This window comes from Treponema sp. B152, from assembly GCF_024181665.1.
In the GTDB taxonomy this organism is placed as follows: domain Bacteria; phylum Spirochaetota; class Spirochaetia; order Treponematales; family Treponemataceae; genus Treponema_B; species Treponema_B denticola.
Map to the genome: position 1 here is coordinate 1,366,480 of NZ_CP058668.1, position 21,490 is coordinate 1,387,969.

At 38.2% G+C, this 21,490-nt stretch carries 22 protein-coding genes; 12 read left to right on the forward strand and 10 right to left on the reverse strand.

The features are described from left to right. Positions 1–26: 26 nt before the first annotated feature. Positions 27–2,492 (reverse strand): heavy metal translocating P-type ATPase, encoded by a 2,466-nt coding sequence (locus tag HYB91_RS06370; protein WP_253719657.1) that lies wholly within the window; start codon positions 2,490–2,492, stop codon positions 27–29. A gap of 1 nt (position 2,493) precedes the next feature. Further along, complete coding sequence (locus tag HYB91_RS06375) at positions 2,494–2,847, reverse strand: ArsR/SmtB family transcription factor (protein WP_002668756.1); 354 nt, start codon at positions 2,845–2,847, stop codon at positions 2,494–2,496. Between the two features lie 144 nt (positions 2,848–2,991). On the opposite strand from HYB91_RS06375, the gene HYB91_RS06380 reads away from it, so the two are divergent. The 6 genes from HYB91_RS06380 (at position 2,992) to HYB91_RS06405 (ending at position 6,280) form a co-directional block, all read left to right on the forward strand. Continuing rightward, positions 2,992–3,609, forward strand: a complete 618-nt coding sequence (locus HYB91_RS06380) for a V-type ATP synthase subunit E (RefSeq protein ID WP_002677944.1) — start codon at positions 2,992–2,994, stop codon at positions 3,607–3,609. A gap of 3 nt (positions 3,610–3,612) precedes the next feature. Further along, positions 3,613–4,164 carry a hypothetical protein gene (locus tag HYB91_RS06385; RefSeq protein WP_002677942.1) on the forward strand — a complete coding sequence of 184 codons (552 nt, stop codon included), beginning with the start codon at positions 3,613–3,615 and terminating at the stop codon, positions 4,162–4,164. Between the two features lie 74 nt (positions 4,165–4,238). Further along, complete coding sequence (locus tag HYB91_RS06390) at positions 4,239–4,883, forward strand: YoaK family protein (RefSeq protein WP_002677941.1); 645 nt, start codon at positions 4,239–4,241, stop codon at positions 4,881–4,883. Between the two features lie 56 nt (positions 4,884–4,939). After that, positions 4,940–5,122, forward strand: coding sequence for a type II toxin-antitoxin system HicA family toxin (locus HYB91_RS06395; protein ID WP_002671420.1), 183 nt, complete (start codon positions 4,940–4,942; stop codon positions 5,120–5,122). Between the two features lie 10 nt (positions 5,123–5,132). Then, positions 5,133–5,522, forward strand: coding sequence for a type II toxin-antitoxin system HicB family antitoxin (locus tag HYB91_RS06400; protein ID WP_002671421.1), 390 nt, complete (start codon positions 5,133–5,135; stop codon positions 5,520–5,522). Positions 5,523–5,530: 8 nt separating this feature from the next. After that, the gene (locus HYB91_RS06405) at positions 5,531–6,280 is read left to right on the forward strand and encodes a hypothetical protein (RefSeq protein ID WP_002677935.1); all 750 of its coding nucleotides are present in this window, start codon (positions 5,531–5,533) and stop codon (positions 6,278–6,280) included. 18 nt (positions 6,281–6,298) lie between these two features. On the opposite strand, the gene HYB91_RS06410 is transcribed toward HYB91_RS06405, so the two are convergent. From HYB91_RS06410 to HYB91_RS06420, 4 genes are all read right to left on the reverse strand, one after another. Further along, complete coding sequence (locus tag HYB91_RS06410; RefSeq protein ID WP_002677933.1) at positions 6,299–6,727, reverse strand: hypothetical protein; 429 nt, start codon at positions 6,725–6,727, stop codon at positions 6,299–6,301. 22 nt (positions 6,728–6,749) lie between these two features. Further along, positions 6,750–7,232 carry a pantetheine-phosphate adenylyltransferase gene (coaD, locus tag HYB91_RS06415; RefSeq protein WP_002668745.1) on the reverse strand — a complete coding sequence of 161 codons (483 nt, stop codon included), beginning with the start codon at positions 7,230–7,232 and terminating at the stop codon, positions 6,750–6,752. A gap of 68 nt (positions 7,233–7,300) precedes the next feature. Beyond that, a complete protein-coding gene (locus HYB91_RS12955) occupies positions 7,301–7,390 on the reverse strand; it encodes a type II toxin-antitoxin system YoeB family toxin (RefSeq protein WP_080612210.1) in 90 nt (29 codons plus the stop codon). A 74-nt stretch (positions 7,391–7,464) separates the two neighbouring features. Continuing rightward, a complete protein-coding gene (locus HYB91_RS06420; protein ID WP_002677932.1) occupies positions 7,465–7,923 on the reverse strand; it encodes a hypothetical protein in 459 nt (152 codons plus the stop codon). Between the two features lie 256 nt (positions 7,924–8,179). On the opposite strand from HYB91_RS06420, the gene HYB91_RS06425 reads away from it, so the two are divergent. The 6 genes from HYB91_RS06425 (at position 8,180) to HYB91_RS06450 (ending at position 16,608) form a co-directional block, all read left to right on the forward strand. After that, positions 8,180–8,842, forward strand: coding sequence for an HD domain-containing protein (locus HYB91_RS06425; RefSeq protein ID WP_002677931.1), 663 nt, complete (start codon positions 8,180–8,182; stop codon positions 8,840–8,842). Between the two features lie 77 nt (positions 8,843–8,919). Beyond that, a complete protein-coding gene (locus HYB91_RS06430) occupies positions 8,920–10,788 on the forward strand; it encodes a hypothetical protein (protein ID WP_002677930.1) in 1,869 nt (622 codons plus the stop codon). A 77-nt stretch (positions 10,789–10,865) separates the two neighbouring features. Next, the gene (locus tag HYB91_RS06435) at positions 10,866–12,737 is read left to right on the forward strand and encodes a ribonuclease catalytic domain-containing protein (RefSeq protein ID WP_002677929.1); all 1,872 of its coding nucleotides are present in this window, start codon (positions 10,866–10,868) and stop codon (positions 12,735–12,737) included. A gap of 13 nt (positions 12,738–12,750) precedes the next feature. Next, the gene (locus HYB91_RS06440; protein ID WP_002677928.1) at positions 12,751–14,241 is read left to right on the forward strand and encodes a bifunctional ADP-dependent NAD(P)H-hydrate dehydratase/NAD(P)H-hydrate epimerase; all 1,491 of its coding nucleotides are present in this window, start codon (positions 12,751–12,753) and stop codon (positions 14,239–14,241) included. A 1-nt stretch (position 14,242) separates the two neighbouring features. Beyond that, complete coding sequence (gene uvrB / locus HYB91_RS06445; protein ID WP_002677926.1) at positions 14,243–16,231, forward strand: excinuclease ABC subunit UvrB; 1,989 nt, start codon at positions 14,243–14,245, stop codon at positions 16,229–16,231. Positions 16,232–16,239: 8 nt separating this feature from the next. Beyond that, positions 16,240–16,608, forward strand: coding sequence for a nuclear transport factor 2 family protein (locus HYB91_RS06450; protein ID WP_002668728.1), 369 nt, complete (start codon positions 16,240–16,242; stop codon positions 16,606–16,608). Positions 16,609–16,624: 16 nt separating this feature from the next. On the opposite strand, the gene HYB91_RS06455 is transcribed toward HYB91_RS06450, so the two are convergent. From HYB91_RS06455 to HYB91_RS06470, 4 genes are all read right to left on the reverse strand, one after another. Beyond that, positions 16,625–17,008 (reverse strand): VOC family protein, encoded by a 384-nt coding sequence (locus HYB91_RS06455; protein WP_002671440.1) that lies wholly within the window; start codon positions 17,006–17,008, stop codon positions 16,625–16,627. Positions 17,009–17,045: 37 nt separating this feature from the next. Next, positions 17,046–17,627, reverse strand: coding sequence for a CDP-alcohol phosphatidyltransferase family protein (locus HYB91_RS06460; RefSeq protein ID WP_002677923.1), 582 nt, complete (start codon positions 17,625–17,627; stop codon positions 17,046–17,048). Positions 17,628–17,651: 24 nt separating this feature from the next. After that, positions 17,652–18,230: a TetR/AcrR family transcriptional regulator gene (locus tag HYB91_RS06465; RefSeq protein WP_002668724.1), complete on the reverse strand. Its 579-nt coding sequence runs from the start codon at positions 18,228–18,230 to the stop codon at positions 17,652–17,654. Between the two features lie 261 nt (positions 18,231–18,491). Then, entirely contained in the window at positions 18,492–21,221 is a 2,730-nt protein-coding gene (locus HYB91_RS06470) for a valine--tRNA ligase (RefSeq protein ID WP_002677921.1), read from the reverse strand. Positions 21,222–21,490: the final 269 nt, after the last annotated feature.

Below are 21,490 nucleotides of genomic sequence, written 5' to 3' on the forward strand. Positions count from 1 at the left end.
TAATTTTGTAATTTATCAATATTGAGCTATCTTTTTGCTCTTAAAGAATTAAATACGGCCAATAAGGCAACTCCGACATCGGCAAAAACAGCAGCCCAAAGGTTTGCAAGACCGAGAGCGCCCAAGGTTAAAAAGCCGATTTTTATACCAAAGGCCAAAGCTATATTTTGCCAAACTATTTTTCGGGTAAACCTTGCATGTTTTACGGCCGCAGCTACAAGACGGGGATTATCGTTCATAAGAACAACATCAGCCGCCTCAATGGCAGCATCGCTTCCTATGCCTCCCATAGCTATACCTGCATCCGAGCGCGCCAATACGGGAGCATCGTTTATACCGTCTCCTACAAAGATAACAGAAGCCTTCTTATTCTTTGCTTTTACTTCATCGGAAATTTCCTCGAACCTTGAAACCTTTTCATGGGGTAAAAGCATTGAGGTGTAATTTTTTATACCCAAATCTTCTGCAATCTTTTTGGCCGATTTTTCATTATCGCCGGTAAGTATTTCTACCCTTGAAAGCCCCAATTTATTTAAATCGGATATAGCTTCCCTAGCTTCATTTTTAAGCGTATCGGTTAAAATCAAGCAGCCGATGTACTTGCCATCATAAGCGGCATAAACTTGAGTTCCGCCTATCTCATCTCCATATAAAGGAATTTCCTTTCCTATGTTTTCGCTTATAAAGGAATTTTTTCCGGCTAAAAGGCTCTTTCCCTTGTAATTTACCGAGATGCCTTTTCCTGCCTTTTCGTAATATTCTGTAAGCTCGGCATTTGGAAAAGTCTTCGTTACCTCTTCGGACAAATTAACTAGGGCACAATCTTGAATAGCTTTAGCTATAGGATGATGAGAATTGAATTCGGCAAGGGCGGCCAATTTTAAAAACTCATATTTTTCTACATTTTCCGCAGGCATTAAGGTCATAACCTTTAGAACACCCTTGGTAAGAGTTCCCGTTTTGTCGAAGACGACGGCATCGGCCTTTGAAAGAGAATCTATGTAATCGGCACCTTTAATCAGTATACCTCGTTTTGCAGCTCCTCCTATTCCGCCGAAATAGCCCAGCGGAACCGAAATAACAAAGGCACAAGGACAGGAGATTACCAAAAATACAAGGCCGCGTGAAATCCATGGGGCAAAACTTTCCCAGCCGTTAATAGGCGATGAAAAAATAAGAGCACTTAAAAGAGGCGGTAAAACCGAAAGAAGAACCGCTCCTATCGTAACTATCGGAGTGTAAACCTTTGCAAAGGAGGTAATAAACCGTTCTACCCTAGCCTTTCTGTTTTGTGCGGACTCAATCAGCTCAAGCATCTTTGAGGCAGCGGTATTTTCTAAAGAAGCTGTTGTCTTTACCGTTATAACCCCCGTTAAATTTACAAAACCTGCAAGTACGGGGCTGCCTTTTTCTGCAGTACGCGGAAGGCTTTCTCCCGTCATGGATGAGGTATCAAGTTCGGCACTTCCTTCATAAATTACGCCGTCCAAGGGGATTTTTTCACCTGCTTTTACAAGAACCAGGGAACCGATTTTTACGCTTGCAGGATCTACAAGTTTTTCTTTAGAATCGGAATCATAAAGGCGGGCAAAGTCCGGGCGGAGGTCCATAAGATCTATGATTGAGCGCCTCGATTTTTCGACGGCCGAGTGCTGTACCACCTCGCCTAAATTGTAAAAGAGCATAACCGCTGCACCCTCGGTCCAGTCGCCTAAAATAAAAGCTCCGATTGTTGCAACAGACATCAAAAAATTTTCATCAAAAACTTGACCTTTTAAAATATTTTTTACCGAAGTCAACAAAACTTTGTAGCCTGCTATCAGCCAAGCTATGACAAATAAAACCGTCGAAAAAGCTGCATAAAAATTCTTAATTTGTATTCCGGCTTCCGCAAAAAAAATACGGGTAAAAATACCTCCGACAAAAAACAAGGCCGAAATACCGAATTGTACTACCATCTCTTTTAAAGAGCCGTGATGATGTTCGCAGCCACAGCCTGAATGATCGTGCCCGTGATGGTCGTGGTGGTCATGTCCACAGGAACAATGTTCATCGTGGCTATGTTCGTGATGATCGTGATGGCCGTGTCCATGGTGATCATGTTCATGGTGGTCGTGGTGTTCATGCCCACAAGAGCAATGTTCATCGTGCTTATGCTCGTGATGATCGTGTCCATGATGATCATGTTCATGGTAGTCGTGGTGTTCATGCCCACAAGAGCAATGTTCATCGTGCTTATACTCGTGATGATCGTGTCCATGATGATCATGTTCATGGTGGCCGTGGTGTTCATGTCCACAACTGCAATGTTCATCGTGCTTATGCTCTTGATGGCCGTGTCCATGATGATCATGTTCATGGTGGTCGTGGTGTTCATGCCCACAAGAGCAATGTTCATCGTGGCTATGTTCGTGATGTTCATGCTCATGGTGGTCATGATGTTCTTCATGGCTGTGCTCATGTTTGTGTTCGTTTTCTTTTTTTAAATCCATATTACCTGCCCTCCCTAATGTGCTCCAAACCGACGGAATATAGGATTCCGACATGGTTGTCATCTATTGTATAATAAACCTGTTTTCCGTTTCGGCGGCTTTTTACTATCTTAGCCTGCCTTAAAATTCTAAGCTGGTGAGAAACGGCCGAAGCCGACATTTCCAAAACTTCTGCAAGGTCGGCTACACAGAGCTCGCCGGAAATAAGAGCGGAAACAATCTTAATCCTTGTAGAATCTCCGAAGTTTTTAAAAAAATCTCCCAAGTCGCTCATTGTCTGCTCATCGGGCATCTTAGCCCTTGCATGAGCCACAGTTTCTTCATTAGAAACACCTATTTCATCATCTTCTATCATATTTCATCACCTATTCATATGAACAAATGCTCATATGTTCATTTATAATTATAATAAATTTAAAAAAATTGTCAAGCCCTATCTTGCTAAGAATTAGTTTTTCTGTTACAATGTTGAAAGCATAACTTTGTTAAGGAGACATATATGGAAGTTCAATTGCAAGAGCTTGTTGATAAGATAAAAAAAGACGGAGTTGCCGCTGCCGATGAAAAAGCAGCTGAAATTATCAGAGCAGCAGAGGAAAAAGCAAAAAATATTATCGAAAAAGCCGAAGCTGAAGCTCAGGAAAGCGTAAAAAAAGCTGAAGCTGAAGCTCTCAGATTCCAAAAAGCTGCCGAATCTTCAATAGACCAAGCCGGCAGAAATACTCTTATTTCATTCAGACAAGGTCTTTTAAATGAACTTAATGCCATTATAAAGGCTGAAACAGCCAAAAATTACGATTCCGCAGTTCTAAAAAATCTGATTCCCGAAGCAGTCAAGGGCTGGGTAAAAACCGGCAATACCGAGAATTTATCCGTAATTCTTGCAGACAAGGACCTTAAAGAGCTTGAATCCTCTTTAAGTGCAGCCTTAAAAGATCATATTGCTAAGGGCATGGAACTTAAAGCCGACAGCAAGATATCAGGAGGATTTAGAATCGGTACTAAGGATGGAGCGGCTTATTATGACTTCTCGGCAGAAGCCGTTGCGGATTTGTTCTCATCATATCTAAGCCCCAAAACAGCCGAAATTTTAAAGAATGCGGCAAAGGAGCTTTAAAAGGTGGCTTCCTACTATTATTTGACGGCTCAACTGCCTTCAATTTTTCCTAATCTACAGCCTCCTATGAGCTTTAAAACCTTTAAAGAACTGGCTTTGCGTTCTCTTTCAAAAAAAGATGCTCAAATTTTGGAAAATCTATCCCTTGAGCCTCCAAGAGAAGAAAAAAGCACAGGTTCCGCCTATTTGGATAAGTGGTATGAGTTTGAGCGTTCTCTAAGAATAGCCCTTGAGCAGGTACGCTCGGCAAAGCTAAAATGGGAAGCGCCTATTTCCTATGACGAAAGAGTTTTGCTTTCTTCGGCTTTTACACCGGTACAAATTGCAAGAACAGCAGCTTCAATTCAAAATCCTCTTGAGGCCGAAACTTTTTTGGATAATGCTAGGTTTCAGGCAGCCGATACGGTAAGAGGAGCCGAAAATTTCTCTTCCGACGGAATTTTTGCCTACGCTGTTAAACTCCTTTTGAGGGAAAGAGCCTCCAGATTCGAAATGGAAAAAGGGAAAGAAGAATATTCTTCAATATATAACACTATCCTCGATGAAAAAAAATAAGCCGCGTATTTATAAGCTGATTATAAAACCGGTTCTTAAAACAAGCTGCCGGATTTTAAGCCGATAGGTTAATTATGACCGACACCTTAAAAGACCTGCGATTTAAAATCTGGATCGCCTTTTTAACCTTCTTGTCAGGTTTTATAAATGTAGGAGCAATCCGCAGCTTTTCTTTGCCTGTAAGCCACCATACGGGGAATGTAAGTCATCTTGCCATTTCAATTGCACACAAAAATATAACGGAAGTTTTTATAATCTGCTCGGCTATTCTTGCCTTTTTTGCAGGAGCTTTTTTTTCGGGACTTTTATTCCACCAAAGAAAATTCGGATTAAAGAAAAGATACGGCATTTTGCTGATGGGCCTGGCTGGGATATTTTTAAGTTTGGCATTGTTTAAAACACCCCAAATCTTCAAAATATCTGCCCTAAGCTTTGCAGCGGGAGTTCAAAACGCCATGTTTATCTTCTATGGAGATATCCTTGTAAGAACCACCCACATAACAGGCTACCTAACAGATGCAGCTTTTGCATTGGCTATGTGCCTTAGGGGCAAAAAAGACAAATTCCGATTTTTTTTGTTTTACAGCCTCAACATTCTTTTTTTCTTAGCCGGAGGAATTACAGCAGGCCTTATCAAAATCGGCTCATTTTTTATAAGTTCTGCCTGTCTTTATCTTATCGCAGGCCTTTACTATTTTATGATGAGGAGAAAACAGTAGATTGAAAATAAATTTCACCCATTGACATACGCATTTTTTATACGTATAATTTATATATGACGGCAAAGGAAGTGTTAAAGCTCTTAAAACAAAACGGATGGTATATTTGTGAAACTAAAGGTTCACATTATCAATTAAAACACTTGAAAATAAGAGGAAAAATAACTATTCCCTTCCATGGCGGAGATTTAAAGGCTGGAACATTGAATAGTATTTTAAAACAAGCAGGATTAAAATAAGAGGTATAAAATGAGAAATAAAACATATTTGGCTGTTTTTGAACCGGCAGAAGGTGGTGCATATAGTGTATATTTTCCGCATGTTTTAGGTTGTGTAAGCTATGGAAAAGACTTTATTGATGCACAAAAAATGGCAAAAGAAGCTTTAGAACTTCATATATATGGAATGGAAAAAGACGGAGAAAAACTGCCTGTTGAGGAGTTTTCAGGCATACAGACAAACGATGGAGATATAGTTTGTGCCATTACTATTTACCCTGACCTCGTAAAAAATGAAATAGATAGCAGGCGTGTTAGGACAAACTGTACTATCCCCTATGGTTTAAAGCTAAAAGCAGAACAACAAGGCATAAATTTTTCTCAAGTCTTGGAAACATCATTAAAAGAATTGGTATTATAATAAAACATATGGAATATGCATATTCAATTAGAAGCATCGATAAATTTAAAGAATATAATTTATTTTTAGAAACTCATAAAAGTAAAATAGCGGCTTATATTGATTTTATTCAAAATTCCTACAGTGTAAAAGATCTGCCTGAATATATAGTTTTTGCAGATTTTGATATGGCAACAAGGGTACACAGCAGCATAAGTATTCCGGCATATACCAATGAAATTAGAATGGTTATCACACCTGAACTTAATATTTGGAAATCCATATATTTAAAACAACTCGAAGTCTACGAACTCAAGACTGTGGAAAATATTCAAAGTTACTATTCAAATGACATAAATGAAAATAGTATTTTGCAAATAATAGGACATGAATTAATGCATCAAAGCGAACTCTTTCTTGACGATTTCGAAGATGAAAAAAAATTGACAGAAGGCATTTGGTTTGAAGAAGGGATGGTCGAATATATAAGCAAAAAATTTTTTCTTACAACCGAAGAATTTGAAAAAGAAAAACAAATTAATACTAGTCTGGTCAAACTTTTTGAAGAAAAATACGGCATTTCATCTATAGAAAGTTTCGGACAAGAAACCTATGATGAGAATTATACTTCAATTTTTTATAATTACTGGCGTAGTTTTTTGGCAATCGATATCTTGGTTCAAAAATTCCATATAGTATCCAAGGTTTTTGAACACTACCATAATTGGAACAAGGCAGGACGGACCATGCCCTTATCAAAATGGTTTCAAATAGAATAATCATAAATTGAAACCGTCTTAAATTATCTTAAATCCGTTTGATTTTCCTGTATTATAAGAAGTCCAAAACCACCCTTTTGAGCAAAAAGACTTGTGTATTTTTATTCCCTTTATAATAAATATAAGCATAAAAATTAGAAAAAACAGGCCTCCGGCTATCGAGATATATAAGCGGAAGGATTTAAGGAAGAGCCAAAGACTATCAATAATCAGGCTTATAGGTGCAAAGATACAAAAAAATTTTAACCACAAGCCGGAAAGCAGGGTAAAAGAGTCTTCCCAAACCTGTTTTGAGCTCCATTGATATTTTTGGGCATTAATACGGCATCCGGGTAAGACAGCCCTATCGTATTTATCTATTAAATAACGATTGTATAAATACCCTAAAAAAAATGCAATGGACCACACCAAAAGGAAAATAGGAACTAAAATTTCTATAATAAACATCGATACCCCTACGCAAACGGTTTTATATTTCCTCTATTTTTTCCTTTAAGGCTTTTTCGACTATGGGAGGAACCATACCTGAAAGGTTTCCGCCAAAGGCTGCCAATTCTTTTATGGAGCTTGAACGCAATACAAAGTACTTTGTGTCGGGAACCATAAATACGGTTTCTATCTTCTGATTTAAGCCTTTATTCATAACGGCAAGATCGAATTCATAGGAAAAATCGGAAACATTCCTCACTCCGCGGATTAAAACATTGGCACCGATTTTTTCGGCGTAGTTTACTATCAGCGAATTCCAAGTATTTACAAAAACATTATCCCATTTTTGGGTCAGTTCTTCCATCATATGCTTACGTTCTTCACCCGAAAATAAATAATTTTTATTGTTATTTACGGCGATTACGACATGTACCTCGGTGAATATCTTTTGAGCTCTTTCAATTACGTTTAAATGCCCGAAGGTGGGCGGATCAAAGGACCCTGCAAAAACAGCTTTTACCATTGGCCTACTCTAACATATTATAGGGCCTTTAATCAAGCAGACCGGAGAAACTATGGAAATAGATTAAATTATTTTTCATAGTGGTACCTAAAAGAAATAAACACTAACTGCTGCTTTTCTACTTGATATACGATTCTATGTTCATGATTTATCCGCATCTTGTGTCTTATTGATTGTAAGAAAAAGGCGGGCTTGACCCGCCGTATAAAAGCACCATGCTATTTAATTGTTCTTAATGATATGTGAACTCAGCAACTTTGCTCCACGAACTATCTGAAATACTGTTGCTTGCACTTGTTACTTTTATCCAAAAGTAATACTTTGTTCCAGAAACGGGAGTAAAATTAGAATAGTTGACAGTTCTTGTATTCTCTCCTACGTCTACATTAGCTGTTGAAGTGGCTATTCCCCCAACGCTTTCATACATAGCTGTAGAATAATCATTTGTGGTTGAGTAACCTAAAATTGCAGAAGTCGCCCCATCTAGGCCTATCTTTCCATTGTAGATAAATGTACAATTAACCTTGGTAGTGATGGGACCTTTTGTTATCGAATTAATAACTAAATTTGTGGGTGCTTCAAGTTTGGTCACCTTGTTACCTTCGTTTGACGTCGGCTGTTTGCATCCGACAAAAACAAGTGCCAATAATACAGTAGTTAGTAATACTGTAAGCTTAGAAAACCGTTTCATAAAATCCTCCTATGATTTTATTTTCCTTAGTCAAAAATATGTTTTGATTGGTTCCGCACCTGCCTACTTTCAAACAGGTCAACCCGACATATTTTCACACATTTTTCATTATACCCCCCCCCATTTTTTGTCAACCCCATTGACAATTTTTTTTATATTTTTTTAAAAAAATGCAGAATAACTGCCGAAAACCGTCAAAGATAAGGGCATCATCAGTTCTCTTGAATTTTTCCGAGTATTTAATTATACTTCCGCCATGAAGTGCGAAATAAATAATATATTGATTGAAAAAACAAAGACCTTTCTAAAAAGAAAATTTGATGAGAGTAAATACTTAAGCGGACATCCCGAAGAAAAAGCATACAGGCTTGAACATTCTTACCGCGTTGCAAATATCGGCAAAGCTATCGCCGAAAAAGAAAATTTTTCCGTTACGGAAATGATAATTGCCTGTCTTCTCCATGATGTTTCTTACTGCGAAGAATTCTGCGGCAAAGAGGATTGGCTTAACCATGGACGGAATGCGGCAAAAATTGCCCGACCTTTTCTTAAAGAATTGGAATTGCCTGAAGACAGGATTAACGATATATGTTACGGAATAGCGATTCATGTAGACGACAAAGCCGATTTTGAGGGAGAGCGCACCTCATTTGCTCTGACGGTAGGAGATGCGGATAATATTGACAGATTTGATGTGTATAGGATTTATGAAACTCTGCATAACAATAATTTTAAAGATATGAATATTTCGCTTAAAAAAGATTATGTTGAAAAGAGACTCAATGAGCTTTACAAATTGTTAAATATAAAACCGGGAACAAAATCTGCGGAAGAGCTATGGAAAGAGAGACTGGTATTTTACATTGAGTTTTACGAAAAACTAAAAGAGCAATTAAAAATAAGCGAGGATGTGTTTTAATCGATATGTATTGCCATTGATACAAAACCCAATGCGAAAATCTTGCTAAAAATCCGATATTGTGCTATTATATGCAAATGATGAAAAGAAAATTTATACGGAAACTTTGTTGTTTTACTCTCATTTTAACGCTTTTTCAGGGCTATACTCAAGTTTTTGCCCAAGAAAATGACAAGTCAATTAAAGAAATACGAACCGAAGCCATGGATTTTTATCGAAACGAAATCTCGGCGGCCTCAATCAATGAAATATCCGGCGAAAATTTAGGAGTTTGGCAGGAAGTGCTTAATGCCTCCCTTTTTATGCTCATAAGAAATAACGAGCTTTACCGAGGCAGAATGCGCCTCATTATTGAAGAAAGTCAAATAATCAAATGCGGAATTTATCCTGATGGAACAATCTTGATAAGTACGGGACTTTTCGATTACATAGAAGCTCGAATTGCCGAAAATTTAACAGCTTCTCCGCGAAGAATAAAAAACTTAAACATTGAAAGAGAAAAAATGCTTTCAGCTTTTTTAGCCCACGCAGCGGCATCTTTTGCCCTTGACAATAAGCTGGTCTATTTTTCGGACCCAAGGAGAAGCGGAGAAAAAAACAGCGAGCTTTTAAAATCATATAATTTGACTGCTGACAGCTTTACCTTAATTCTTTTAAAACTTGCAGGTTACGATTCAAACCTTTTTTACAGTCATCTTGAAGACCTAAAAAGAATCCAAGCCGATCCTAATTACGCAAAAAAATTTGAAAGCTTTTTTACCGACAACTTTTCACCGCAACAGCGTATAAGCAATTTACTTAAACATAAAGATGAGGCAGAAGCCGTTGCCGATGAAATTTTTTATGTGCTTGATGCAGTCAGAAGTGATGATGAAAATGCTATCGAAGATGCAAAGCAAAGAGTTTCTGCCCTAAGAACAGCCTTTCCCAACAATATGTATTTTAAAAGATTGGCAGCTATAACAGCACATAAAAAATGGGCATCAGGTATTTCAAATAAAGGACTTTTAACCGCCTATCCTGCAGCTGCACAAGATTCAAAAACAGCGAAACAAAATTATGAGATTTTAAATTTCGATCCCAAAAGTCTTTTGATAGATCAAAAAAACGAAGAAACGGAATCGATTCCGGGAAATATAAACGATTATGATGAAGCCGTAAGAGCTTATAAAAGCTACCTAAATTCAATTCAAGAATCCGGGATGGAGTCCTCCTATGCAATGCTCCTATTTTATTCTCCCAATATCAATGATAGGGCTCAAGCTCTTTCCCTTGCCGAAAAAGCATATTTGAGCGAGAGCGGAACGGAAAGTCTCATTGCAAATACAAATTATGCATCCCTCCTCTACCTTTCACAAAAAGATTATACTAAGGCAAAACTACTTTTGGAGTCGATGATAAAAAATACAACTGCAAGCACTGACAGCCTTTTTTTAATTACAGGAAGCATAATAGATAAAAGAATTATTATCTTTAATTATGCAAGAATGCTTTTCGGTTTAGGTGAATCGGAAAAGGCCTTAAAGGTGCGGGATCAATTACGTAATTTAATTTTCTCTATGGAAAAATATAATCCTATAATTTTAAAAAAAATTAAGCTTGAAGATACCACAGATGATTTAATCGAATATTGGGGTAAACCTTCAGGAATAAAATATAATTATTTTTCTGAAAAGTGGTATTACGATTTTTTAAATGCCGAGGTTTCAATTTCAACTGCAACAAACAATAACATAGAAAAGATTTCGATTTTTGCAGATTCCAATTTATCGTTGCCCAATGATTTACGGGTAGGAGAAACAAAAAAGTCTTTTGAAAGTTTTTTCGGTAAACCGATTTATACGGCAGGAGATTGTGAAAACTATTTTTATAAGTCGAATAAGATTCAAGTTTTGTATTTAAACGGATTTATAAGGCAAATATCCATAACAAAACTTGAATTCTAAAATTATTGTAAGCCGTTTATTTTAAGCAGCTTATTTTAAACATGCTTATTCTAAGCGGCTTATTTTGAGGAACAAAAATGAATACTAATGCAATCGTCTTATATAAAAACCGTCCGGCTCTTATAAAAGGACAGGCTGACGGGAAATTTGAAATAGAAACGGAAACGGGCATCAAAAAGGTGCGCGAAAAAGATTTTTCCGTTTTGGCTCCAAGTAACTCCTCATCGCTAAAAAACATTTTGACCGCGGCTTGTCCCGAACCTGACTTTAATGAAGCCGCCGACTTTTTTGAAGAAGGAACAGCCCTCTTCTCTGAAATAAGCGAATTGGTTTGGGAAAATTTAAATCCCGAACAAATGTGGGCAGCTTGGCTTTTAGTTTCGGCATCTCCTCTTTTTATTGCAGAAAGCCCTGACCTTCCGATTAAGATAAGAACAAAAGAAGAAGCTGAGTCCATAGCCGCTGCAGCACTAAAAAAAGAAACCGAAAAACAAGCGGAAGAGCAAGAGCGGAAAGAATTTATAAGCAGCCTATCAAAATTTATAAAAGAAAAAAAGGAAGAAAATTTCGACTTAAAAAAATACTCTCACTTTTTGCAGGAAATAGAAGCCCTTGCCTTAGAAAAAACCGACAAGTCAAAACTTTTAAATGAGGCTCACTTAAAAGAAACTCCCGAATCTGCTCATAAGATTTTAATTAGTACAGGTTATTGGAAAATAGAAAAAAACCCCTACCCCACCCGCTTTAAGCATCCTTTAAATTCGCCGAAGCTGGCATTGCCTCCTATCGAGCATAACAAAAAATACGAAGACCTGACTCATCTTACCTCCTATGCAATCGACAACGAAGGCAGCACCGATCCCGACGATGCCGTATGCTTTGACGGAGAAAACTTATGGATTCACATTGCAAACCCTGCCGACATAATTACCCCCGATTCCAAAAGCGATATGGACGCAAGGAAACGGGGTGCGACCCTTTACATTCCTGAAGGCGTATCCCGAATGTTGGGAGAATCGGCAGTCGATGCCTTTGCCCTCGGCCTGCATGATGATTCCTATGCCCTATCGTTTAAACTTAAGCTAAATGACTCTGCTGAAATTCTCGATGTAGATATTTTGCGTACCAAGATAAAAGTAAGCTGTATAAGTTTTGAAAAGGCCGATGAAGAAAAGACAAGTGCAAACCTAAAACCTCTTTTTGAAATAGCCGAAAAAAACAGAAAAAAACGGGAAGCGGCAGGAGCTGTTTCGATAGATATGCCCGAAGTTCAAATCAAGGTAGAAACCGAAAATGACAACCAAAAAGTTTTTATAAACCCTTATAATTTTACGGAATCTTTTTTGATGATAAAGGAAATGATGCTCCTTGCAGGAGAGGCCGCTGCCCGCTTTGCTTTTAAAAACAATATTCCCTTTCAATATGTAAGTCAGGAAGCTCCCGAATTACCGAAAAAACTACCCGAAGGCCTTGCGGGCGAATACCGAAAAAGAAAAGCTATGAGGCCGAGAAATGTGGGTACAATTCCTGCAATGCATTCAGCCCTCGGAATTGCAATGTACAGTCAAATTACAAGCCCCCTCCGCCGCTATGGGGATTTGGTTGCCCATCAACAGCTTTTAAAATTTATCGACGGAAACGAGGTAATGAAAACCGATGACCTTCTTATGAGGATAGCGGCGGGAGATATTGCAGGCAAAAATTGTTCCTATGCTGAAAGAGCCTCGCGTCAACACTGGACTTTGATCTATCTATTACAAAACCCTGACTGGCAAGGAGAAGCAGTAATCTTAGAAACAATAAAAAACAATGCACGCATTTCCATTCCGTCTATCGGCTATGAAACCGAAATGAGATTAAAAAAAGAATTATCGATTAACGAATGCATAAATATAAAAGCCGAGGATATAGATATTCCGAATCTGACTGTAAGATTTGTGCAGGTGTAAAGGGAAAGAACTTATGCAAAATATTTTTTATTCTTTAAGGGAATTGGATAAAAGAGCCGAAGAAGATTTTAATTTAAAAAACGGAATCTTAATGGAAAACGCAGCCCGCGGTTCAGCAGAAAAAATTAAAAATCTTTTTCCGTTAAAAAAAGGAGAAGCAAAAAAAACTCTACAGATTGTCTGCGGTTCGGGAGACAACGGCGGAGACGGGCTCGCTCTCGCAAGAATCTTAGCCAATGATTTTAATATTCATGTCATAATTTTAAAGGAGCCGAAGTCGGAATTATGTAAACTACAATATGAAAGATTAAAAGCCTTAAATATAAGGACAGCCAAAAACATCTTGCCCGAATCGGATATTCTCTTTGATGCATTTTTAGGTACCGGCTTAAAAGGGCTTTTAAAAGCCGAGGATAAAAAAACAATAGAGAAGATAAATAAGGTCAAGGCCTTTAAGATAGCCTGCGATATACCTAGCGGCTTAAACCTTGACGGAGAAGCAAGCCCTAATGCAGTTCTATGTAACATGACCTTTTCAATGGGAGCCTTAAAGCAGGCCTTTTATTCGGATGAGGCAAAGGATATTACGGGAAAAATCGAAGTCATAGACCTAGGCCTCCCCCGCTCCTCATACGAACAAAGCGAAAAGCCCAATATTTTTTTACTCGAAAAAGAAGATATGCTTCTCCCTTCAAGAAAAAAACAAAACACCCATAAGGGAAGTTTCGGTCATGCAGGAATAATTGTAGGAGAAAAAAACGGGGCAGCACTTTTGGCAGCTTCTGCCGCCTTGGAATTCGGTGCAGGTCTTGTAACATTGATAGGAGAAAATCGGGAAAGGCCTAAAAACCTAAAAGCCGATTTTATGTATGACGGCAAATTTGAAACCGGCAAATTCAATGTTAAAAAATTTACAAGCCTAGCCATAGGTCAAGGACTTGGAAGAAAAAACGATGAACTTTTTTCTATCATAAAAATGAAAGAAACACAATCAATGCCAATGGTTATAGATGCGGATATCTTTTATTATGCCGAACTAAAAAAAATCTTACCCAAATTAAGTGCTGCCGTTTTAACCCCTCACCCAAAAGAATTTTCTTCACTTTTAAATATTGCCGGTTTTGGAAGTTTAAGCATTGAAGAAATACAAAAAAAACGCTTTCCATCGGCCTTAAGTTTTTCAAAAAAATTCCCTAAGCTTGTGCTTGTACTAAAGGGAGCTAATACCTTAATAGCCCATAACGGAAAAATATTTATCAATACTTTAGGCTCTCCCTCTCTTTCAAAGGCGGGTTCAGGCGATGTGCTGACAGGTCTTATATGCTCCCTCTTGGCCCAAGGCTATAAACCTCTTGATGCTGCAATTACGGGGAGCTTCGCCCACAGCCTTGCTTCTCGTAATGCAGGAGCAAGCTATAGCTTAACGGCAAGCAGGCTCATTAAAAATTTGGAAAAATTAGAAGCAGAGCAATTTAAAGAATCAAAGGCACGACAGGTAAAATAATATGAAGCAGTTTAAACTTATTTCGGATTATAAACCTTCAGGTGATCAGGGGGAAGCTATCAAGGCTCTTTCGGACGGAATAATTGCAGGCGACAAATTTCAAACGCTCAAAGGTGTTACGGGATCGGGAAAAACTTTTACAATGGCAAATATTATTCAAGCCGTACAAAAGCCGACCCTAATCATAAGCCACAACAAAACCCTTGCCGCTCAGCTTTACAGGGAATTTAAAACCTTTTTCCCTGAAAATGCCGTCGAATACTTTGTTTCATATTACGACTACTATCAGCCTGAAGCCTATGTTCCCGCACGCGACCTTTATATAGAAAAAGACGCTTCAATAAATGACGAGATCGACCGCCTCCGCCTATCGGCAACCTTCAGCCTTATGGAACGCCGAGACGTAATCGTCGTTTCCACCGTTTCCTGTATTTACGGTTTGGGGCTTCCCGAATCGTGGCGGGACTTACGCATAACCATAGAAAAAGGCGAAAACATCGAAATCGAAAAATTAAAAAAACAGTTGATAAGTTTACAATACGAAAGAAACGATGCAGTCCTTGAAAGAGGCCACTTCCGCGTCAAAGGCGATGTTATGGAAATTTTTCCGGCCTACATGGAAGATGCATACCGCCTTGAATTCGATTGGGAAGAAATTGTGCGCATCAGAAAATTCAATCCGATTTCGGGTGAGGTAATACAGGAATACGAAGAGCTTTCAATTTATCCTGCAAAACACTTTGTGATGCCGGAAGATGCAATTCCCAATGCTCTTGAAAGAATAAAAAAAGAATTGGAAGAAAGGCTGAATGTTTTAAATAAGGAAGGAAAGCTCCTTGAAGCGGAAAGGCTAAAAACCCGCACCGAATACGATATCGAAATGCTTTCCGAAATGGGCTATTGCCCCGGCATCGAAAATTACTCGGCCCCAATTGCAAACCGGAAACCCGGAGAGCCTCCCGCTACCCTCTTTCATTATTTTCCCGATGACTTTCTATTGTTCATGGATGAAAGCCATGTAACATTTCCTCAAGTGGGAGCCATGTATGAAGGAGACCGCAGCCGCAAACAAAATCTTGTAGACTTCGGTTTCCGTCTTCCTTGTGCCTTAGATAACCGCCCTTTAAAAATCGACGAGTTTGAAAAGATGCTTAATCAGGCTGTTTTTGTTTCTGCAACCCCCGGCCCTAAAGAAATAAAATACTCTACCCGCATTGTCGAACAAGTAATACGCCCTACAGGCCTTTTGGATCCGATAATCGAGATTCATAAAAGCGAAGGCCAGATGGAGCATATCTACGGAGAGGTAAAAAAACGCATTGCTCTAAACGAACGCAGCCTAATTTTAACTCTTACAAAAAAAATGGCGGAAGACTTAACCGATTATCTTACAGAGCTCGGTCTCAAAGTAAAATATATCCACAGCGAAGTTGAAACAATTGAGCGTGTCGAAATTCTAAAGGGCTTGCGTGCAGGGGAGTTTGATGTGCTTATAGGAATCAACCTTTTAAGAGAGGGAATCGACTTACCAGAAGTTTCTTTTATCGGGATTCTCGATGCAGATAAGATAGGCTTTTTGCGTTCTACTACAAGTCTTATTCAGATTGTAGGACGGGCAGCCAGAAACGAAAACGGTAAGGTAGTTATGTATGCCGACAGGATAAGCGATGCCATGAAAGAAACCATCGAAGAAACAAACCGCCGCCGTGCTATTCAGGAAGCCTACAACAAGGAACACGGTATAACACCCAAGACAATCAAAAAAGCAATTGAAGATATTTTAACACGGGAAAATGAAATAAAAAAAGAAGCGGCCCTTGCAGAAGCCGGCCCCCTTATCAACAGCCTAAACATTTTAAACCCTGCCGACAGAAAAAAACTTATCAAAAAACTTGAAGCTCAGATGGCCGAATATGCCGACATGCTCATGTTTGAAGAAGCAGCAGTCATAAGAGACAAGATAGAAGAAGTAAAGCGGATAGGAAGTTAAGGAGAAATATGGAATTGGATATAAAAAAATTTTGGAAAGCAATTGCGGAACAAGATGCCGAAAAAATACGTTCTTATTTTAATAAAACTGCAACTATCAGATGGCATAATACAAATGAGCAATTTACTTTAGAAGAATTTATCAAAGCTAATTGTGAATATCCCGGCAAATGGGAAGCGGAAGTTGAGAGAATCCAAAAAATAGAGAATCTAATCATTACTGCCGTAAAAGTATTCAACAACGATACATCGGTTCACGCAACATCTTTTATAAAAATTGAAGACGATAAGATTATTGCAATGGATGAATATTGGGGAGATGACGGCAAGCCTCCGCAATGGAGACTTGATATGAAAATAGGAACTGCGATTAGATAAGTTATCATTTTAAAAATTAAACAGTTATCTCGATTTGGTTGCCTTCGGGACCGATGATACAGCTTTCATAATATCCGTCTCCGGTTGTTCTTGGACCCGATAAAACTTTGTATCCGTCATTTTGTAAAATTTGTGTTAATTCATCTACCCTTTTTTTTGAACCCACACTAAATGCAACATGACTTAAGCCTGTCCTTCGAATCTCCTTATTCGGATCCTGCATATCAGGATGATTCATAAGTTCAAGCCTTGCTCCATCATCGAAAGTCAAAAAATAAGAACGAAAATTCGTCGTTTTATTGTGATAACCGTCACTGGAATTTGCTTTAAAATATTTAATAAAAAAATTCTTTGCATTTTCAATATCATTTACATACATTGCTATATGCTCTATTCGCATTATTTACCTCTCTTATTTTGTTGGTTCCATTTGAAACTTATATCTTAATTTTATATCGAATTATTTTACTTACTCTTGCATAAAATGAAAGAATAGATAAAAATCCTATCGTTATATATACGCAAAACAAAATAACATTAAACAGATATTTGTTCAATAATGCATGTAATATTAATATTATAATCGGAATTGAATATAATATAACGGCAACAAAACGGCCTATTTTATCGAAAAATAATAATTTATTCTTTTTTAGTTTTTTATCAAATAAATATGATGTTATACAAAATTCTGTAAATTTAATTAAAATTATTATGATCATACCTACAGGTAACAAACCTTGTTTATACATAACACAAGCTGTAGTAAAAATAAAGAAAAAGTCGGTTGTAACATCTAATACAGCGCCTAGCCTACTTTGTACATTATAATAACGGGCAAGTTTTCCATCAAAAAAATCCGTTAAAGCTATTACCAAAAATAATATGCCGTAAAGAAAGAGTCTGCGTTCTTCATATAACAACATGACATTAAACATAATAGAAAGAGGTATTCTTAATAAAGTCAAGGTATTGATAAAAATCTTTTTTTGTATATCAAAAGTTTTATTATATATCATAGAACATCCCATTAAATACAAATATTATCTAGCGGAATTTTCATATACCAAACCTTTTACAAAATATACTGTAAGAAGTTTAATTACTTCACTGCAGCCTTCAAAATCAGAATCCGTTACATGGCAATCAATATAATATAAAAACTCATATACCCTCTTTAACTGAACAGCTAATTGAGGCTTAATTTTTAATTCTTTCATTTTTTTATCAATCACAGTCATCAAAAAATTGTGAAATTGATTATCCTTTTTTCCTTGTTCTGAAAAATAGTATTTACGTAGAATCTTTGATATTTTGGGATTACTCCATTCCGCCATTATCTTATTCCCAAATAAATGTTTTGAAGTTACGAAAAACAATGATTCAATAATCGATTCGATCGGCAGCTGCCAATCAACATGTTCCATAACTAATTGCCTCACTCTCGTATTTTCAAGTTTGTAAACCTCTAAAAATATATCTTCTTTGGAAGAATAATATTTGTAGAAAGAACCTGTTGCAACATTTATTGATTTTGTAATATCCGAAATATTTGTTTCCTTATATCCCTTTTTTGTAAAAATGGCATGTGCACTAGCCAAAAGTTCTTCTTTTTTATCCATTTCAACCTCTTTATGAATGAATATTTATAATTATTCATTCATAATTTACCATATAATTTTATTTATGTCAAGCCGAAAGATTAAATTTATAAAACTATGTTGATTTTTATGGATCCTATCCACATAAAGAGGTGTTTCGAGAACCGATAATATTTAAGGGAGCCCATAAAAACTGATGCTTTTATAACCCCCTTAAATCACCTTATAAGAAATTTTTAAACCAAACTGCACATTCCTTGAGTCGCTTGCAGTTAAAAATCTCTACCTCATCCCTTCCAAATAACCTTTTAGTTTTTCGATACGCCTTAAAAACTCGGCGTGTTTTTCTTTTTCGCCTTCGATGACTTCGGGAGGAGCGTTTTTAACGAAGTTTTCGTTTTTGAGCTTAGAATCTATCTTTGAAGCATTTTGTTCATTTTTTTCAAGCTCTTTTTCAAAACGCTTTTTTAATTGATCGATGTCTATTGAATCTCCCGTTATCAAAAAAGCCTCAAAGCCCGCTCCTACTACACCGATTGAAGAGGCAGGTTTTTCTTGAAGAGAATCGATAAAGTCTAAACCGGAAAGGCCTGAAAGCATTTCGATTATTTCGGAATTTTCACGGGCAGCTTCCGCAGGAGAGTTTTTCTCAATATAAAGAGAAACCTTAAGCTTTAACTGAGGGTCTACGCCGCATTCGGCCCGTAAGGCTCTAATATTGCGGACAATTTCCTGCAAGGTCCTAAAACGGATAGAGGCGGCCTCATCTATGCGTTCTTTTTTTTCTTCGGGGTAATCGGAAGTCATTAAAATCTTGGCACGAGGCAAGGCGCCTTCAGCACAATTGCCGGGCAGCTTTGAATAAATCTCTTCGGTAACAAAGGCTAAAAACGGATGAAGCAGGCGTAAGGATTCTTCCAAGACGGCAAGGAGTACCGAAGCCGCCCTATCCTTCTCTTTTTCGTCCCCATACTTAAAAGAAAGCTTAGTACCTTCAACATACCAATCACAAAAATTATTCCAAAAGAATTCGTAAACCTTTTGAGCGGCTTCATTATAACGGTAAGAATCGAGGCTTGAGCGAACCGTTTGAGCCGCTTCGTTTAGTTCATGATAAATCCAGCGGTCAAGTTCTTTTAAGCTGTTTTGGCTGCCGTCCCGTACGACAGGCACAATGGTTCTGCCTGCAAGATTTCCTAAAATATATCGGGAAGCGTTCCAAACCTTGTTTGCAAATTTTGAGCCGAGCTTAAAACTTTCCATGTCGATTAAGAAGTCTTGACTTTGAGAACCGCACATAAAGGTAAGGGTGAACTTCATAGCGTCAGCCCCAAACTCTTCGATAGCTACAAGGGGGTCAATACCGTTTCCCAAGCTCTTACTCATCTTGCGGCCTTGTTTATCCCGAACCAAACCGTGAATAAAAATATCTTTAAAAGGAGCCTTGCCCGTAAACTGCAAGGATGCCATTATCATTCTTGCTACCCAAAAGAAAATTATATCGTGTCCCGTAACAAGGGCCGATGTCGGAAAAAAGCGTGCGAGATCTTCGGTTTTTTCGGGCCAGCCTAGAGTTGAAAAAGGCCAAAGCCAGCTTGAAAACCAAGTGTCTAAAACATCCTCATCCTGCTTTATGTTTTTTGACTTACAGTGAGGACATTCCGTAATATCCGTACGGCTTACGATAGTTTTTCCGCAATCGGCGCAATACCAAACAGGAATACGATGCCCCCACCAAAGCTGACGGGAAATACACCAGTCGCGAATATTATTCATCCAGTGAGCATAGGTGTTTTCCCATTTTTGAGGATAAAAAACAACATCGCCTTTTTTCCATGCATCTAAGGCTTTTTGAGCCAGGGGCTGCATTTTTACAAACCATTGTTTTGAAACATAGGGCTCTATACTTGTATGGCAGCGGTAACAGCAGCCTACTGCATGCTTTATTTTTTCTTCATTTTTAAAAAGGCCCAGTTCTTCCAAATCTTCGATAACGGCCTTGCGAGCTTTTTCCGTTGAAAGGCCTCGGTATTTTTCGGGAACTGCATCGTTTAATGTTCCGTCGGGGTTTAAGATATTTAAAACCGGAAGATTATGTCTTTTACCTACCTCCCAGTCATTGGGGTCATGGGCAGGAGTTATCTTTACAACCCCCGTTCCGAATTCTTTATCGACATAGGAATCGGCAATTACAGGAATCTTCCTATTTGCGAGAGGGAGAATTACTTCTTTTCCTATGATGAACGCATAGCGTGGATCTTCGGGATGAACGGCTATGGCGGTATCGCCCAAAAGGGTTTCAGGGCGGGTGGTTGCAATTTCTATTTCTTGTATTTTTTCGCCTGCTTCATTTTGTAAAACAGCCCCGTCTGCCAATTTATAATAAATATGGTACATGCCGCCCTTTCGGTCTTCATGTTCAACCTCATCATCCGAAATTGCCGTACCGCATGAAGGGCACCAGTTTACAAGGTAATTTCCCTGATAGATTAGCCCCTGTTCATATAAAGAAACAAAGACCTCTCTTACAGCTTGAGAAAGCCCTTCATCTAAGGTAAAGCGTTCCCTATCCCAATCGACCGAAACTCCCATTTTGCGGAGCTGCTTTGTTATAATCGAGTGATGTTCATTTTTAACTTCCCAGACCTTTTCGATAAAAGCGACCCGTCCGAGGTCACGGCGGTTTTTGCCTTCGGCCTTCAGTTTTTTTTCTACAACGGATTGAGTGGCAATACCTGCATGATCGGTTCCGGGAATCCAAAGGGTTTCGTCCCCTTTCATGCGGTGATATCGGACAATTACATCCTGCAAGGTTTCATCAAGGGCATGGCCTACATGGAGAACGCCCGTAACATTGGGCGGAGGAATTACGACAGTAAATGTATTTTTTGTGTTTTTCTTTTTTATCGGGCTAAAGCACTTATTGGCTTCCCAAAAGGAATAAATACGCTCTTCAAATTCTTTAGGATTATAAGATTTTTCCAATTCAATCGCCTGCAATTTTTCGCTCATTGTTTTCTCCAATCGTTTTAAAATACGAGGAAAGATTATAATATGAAAAAGCCAAGTTTTCAAGTGGGACAGATTAGGGGAAGGGAGGAACCCCCGTTCAGAGCAGGGGTTACCTCCCTTCCCCTATGACCCCATCCCTCTTCCCCGCGCTGCTTAGGGCTCTGCCCTAAGAACCCGTAAGTTATGGCAAATTTACAATAAACTCTTTAGTTGCGATAAAAACAGAGGAAGATGTTTAAATCAAAGGTTGGGAAATTCATTAAACTTAT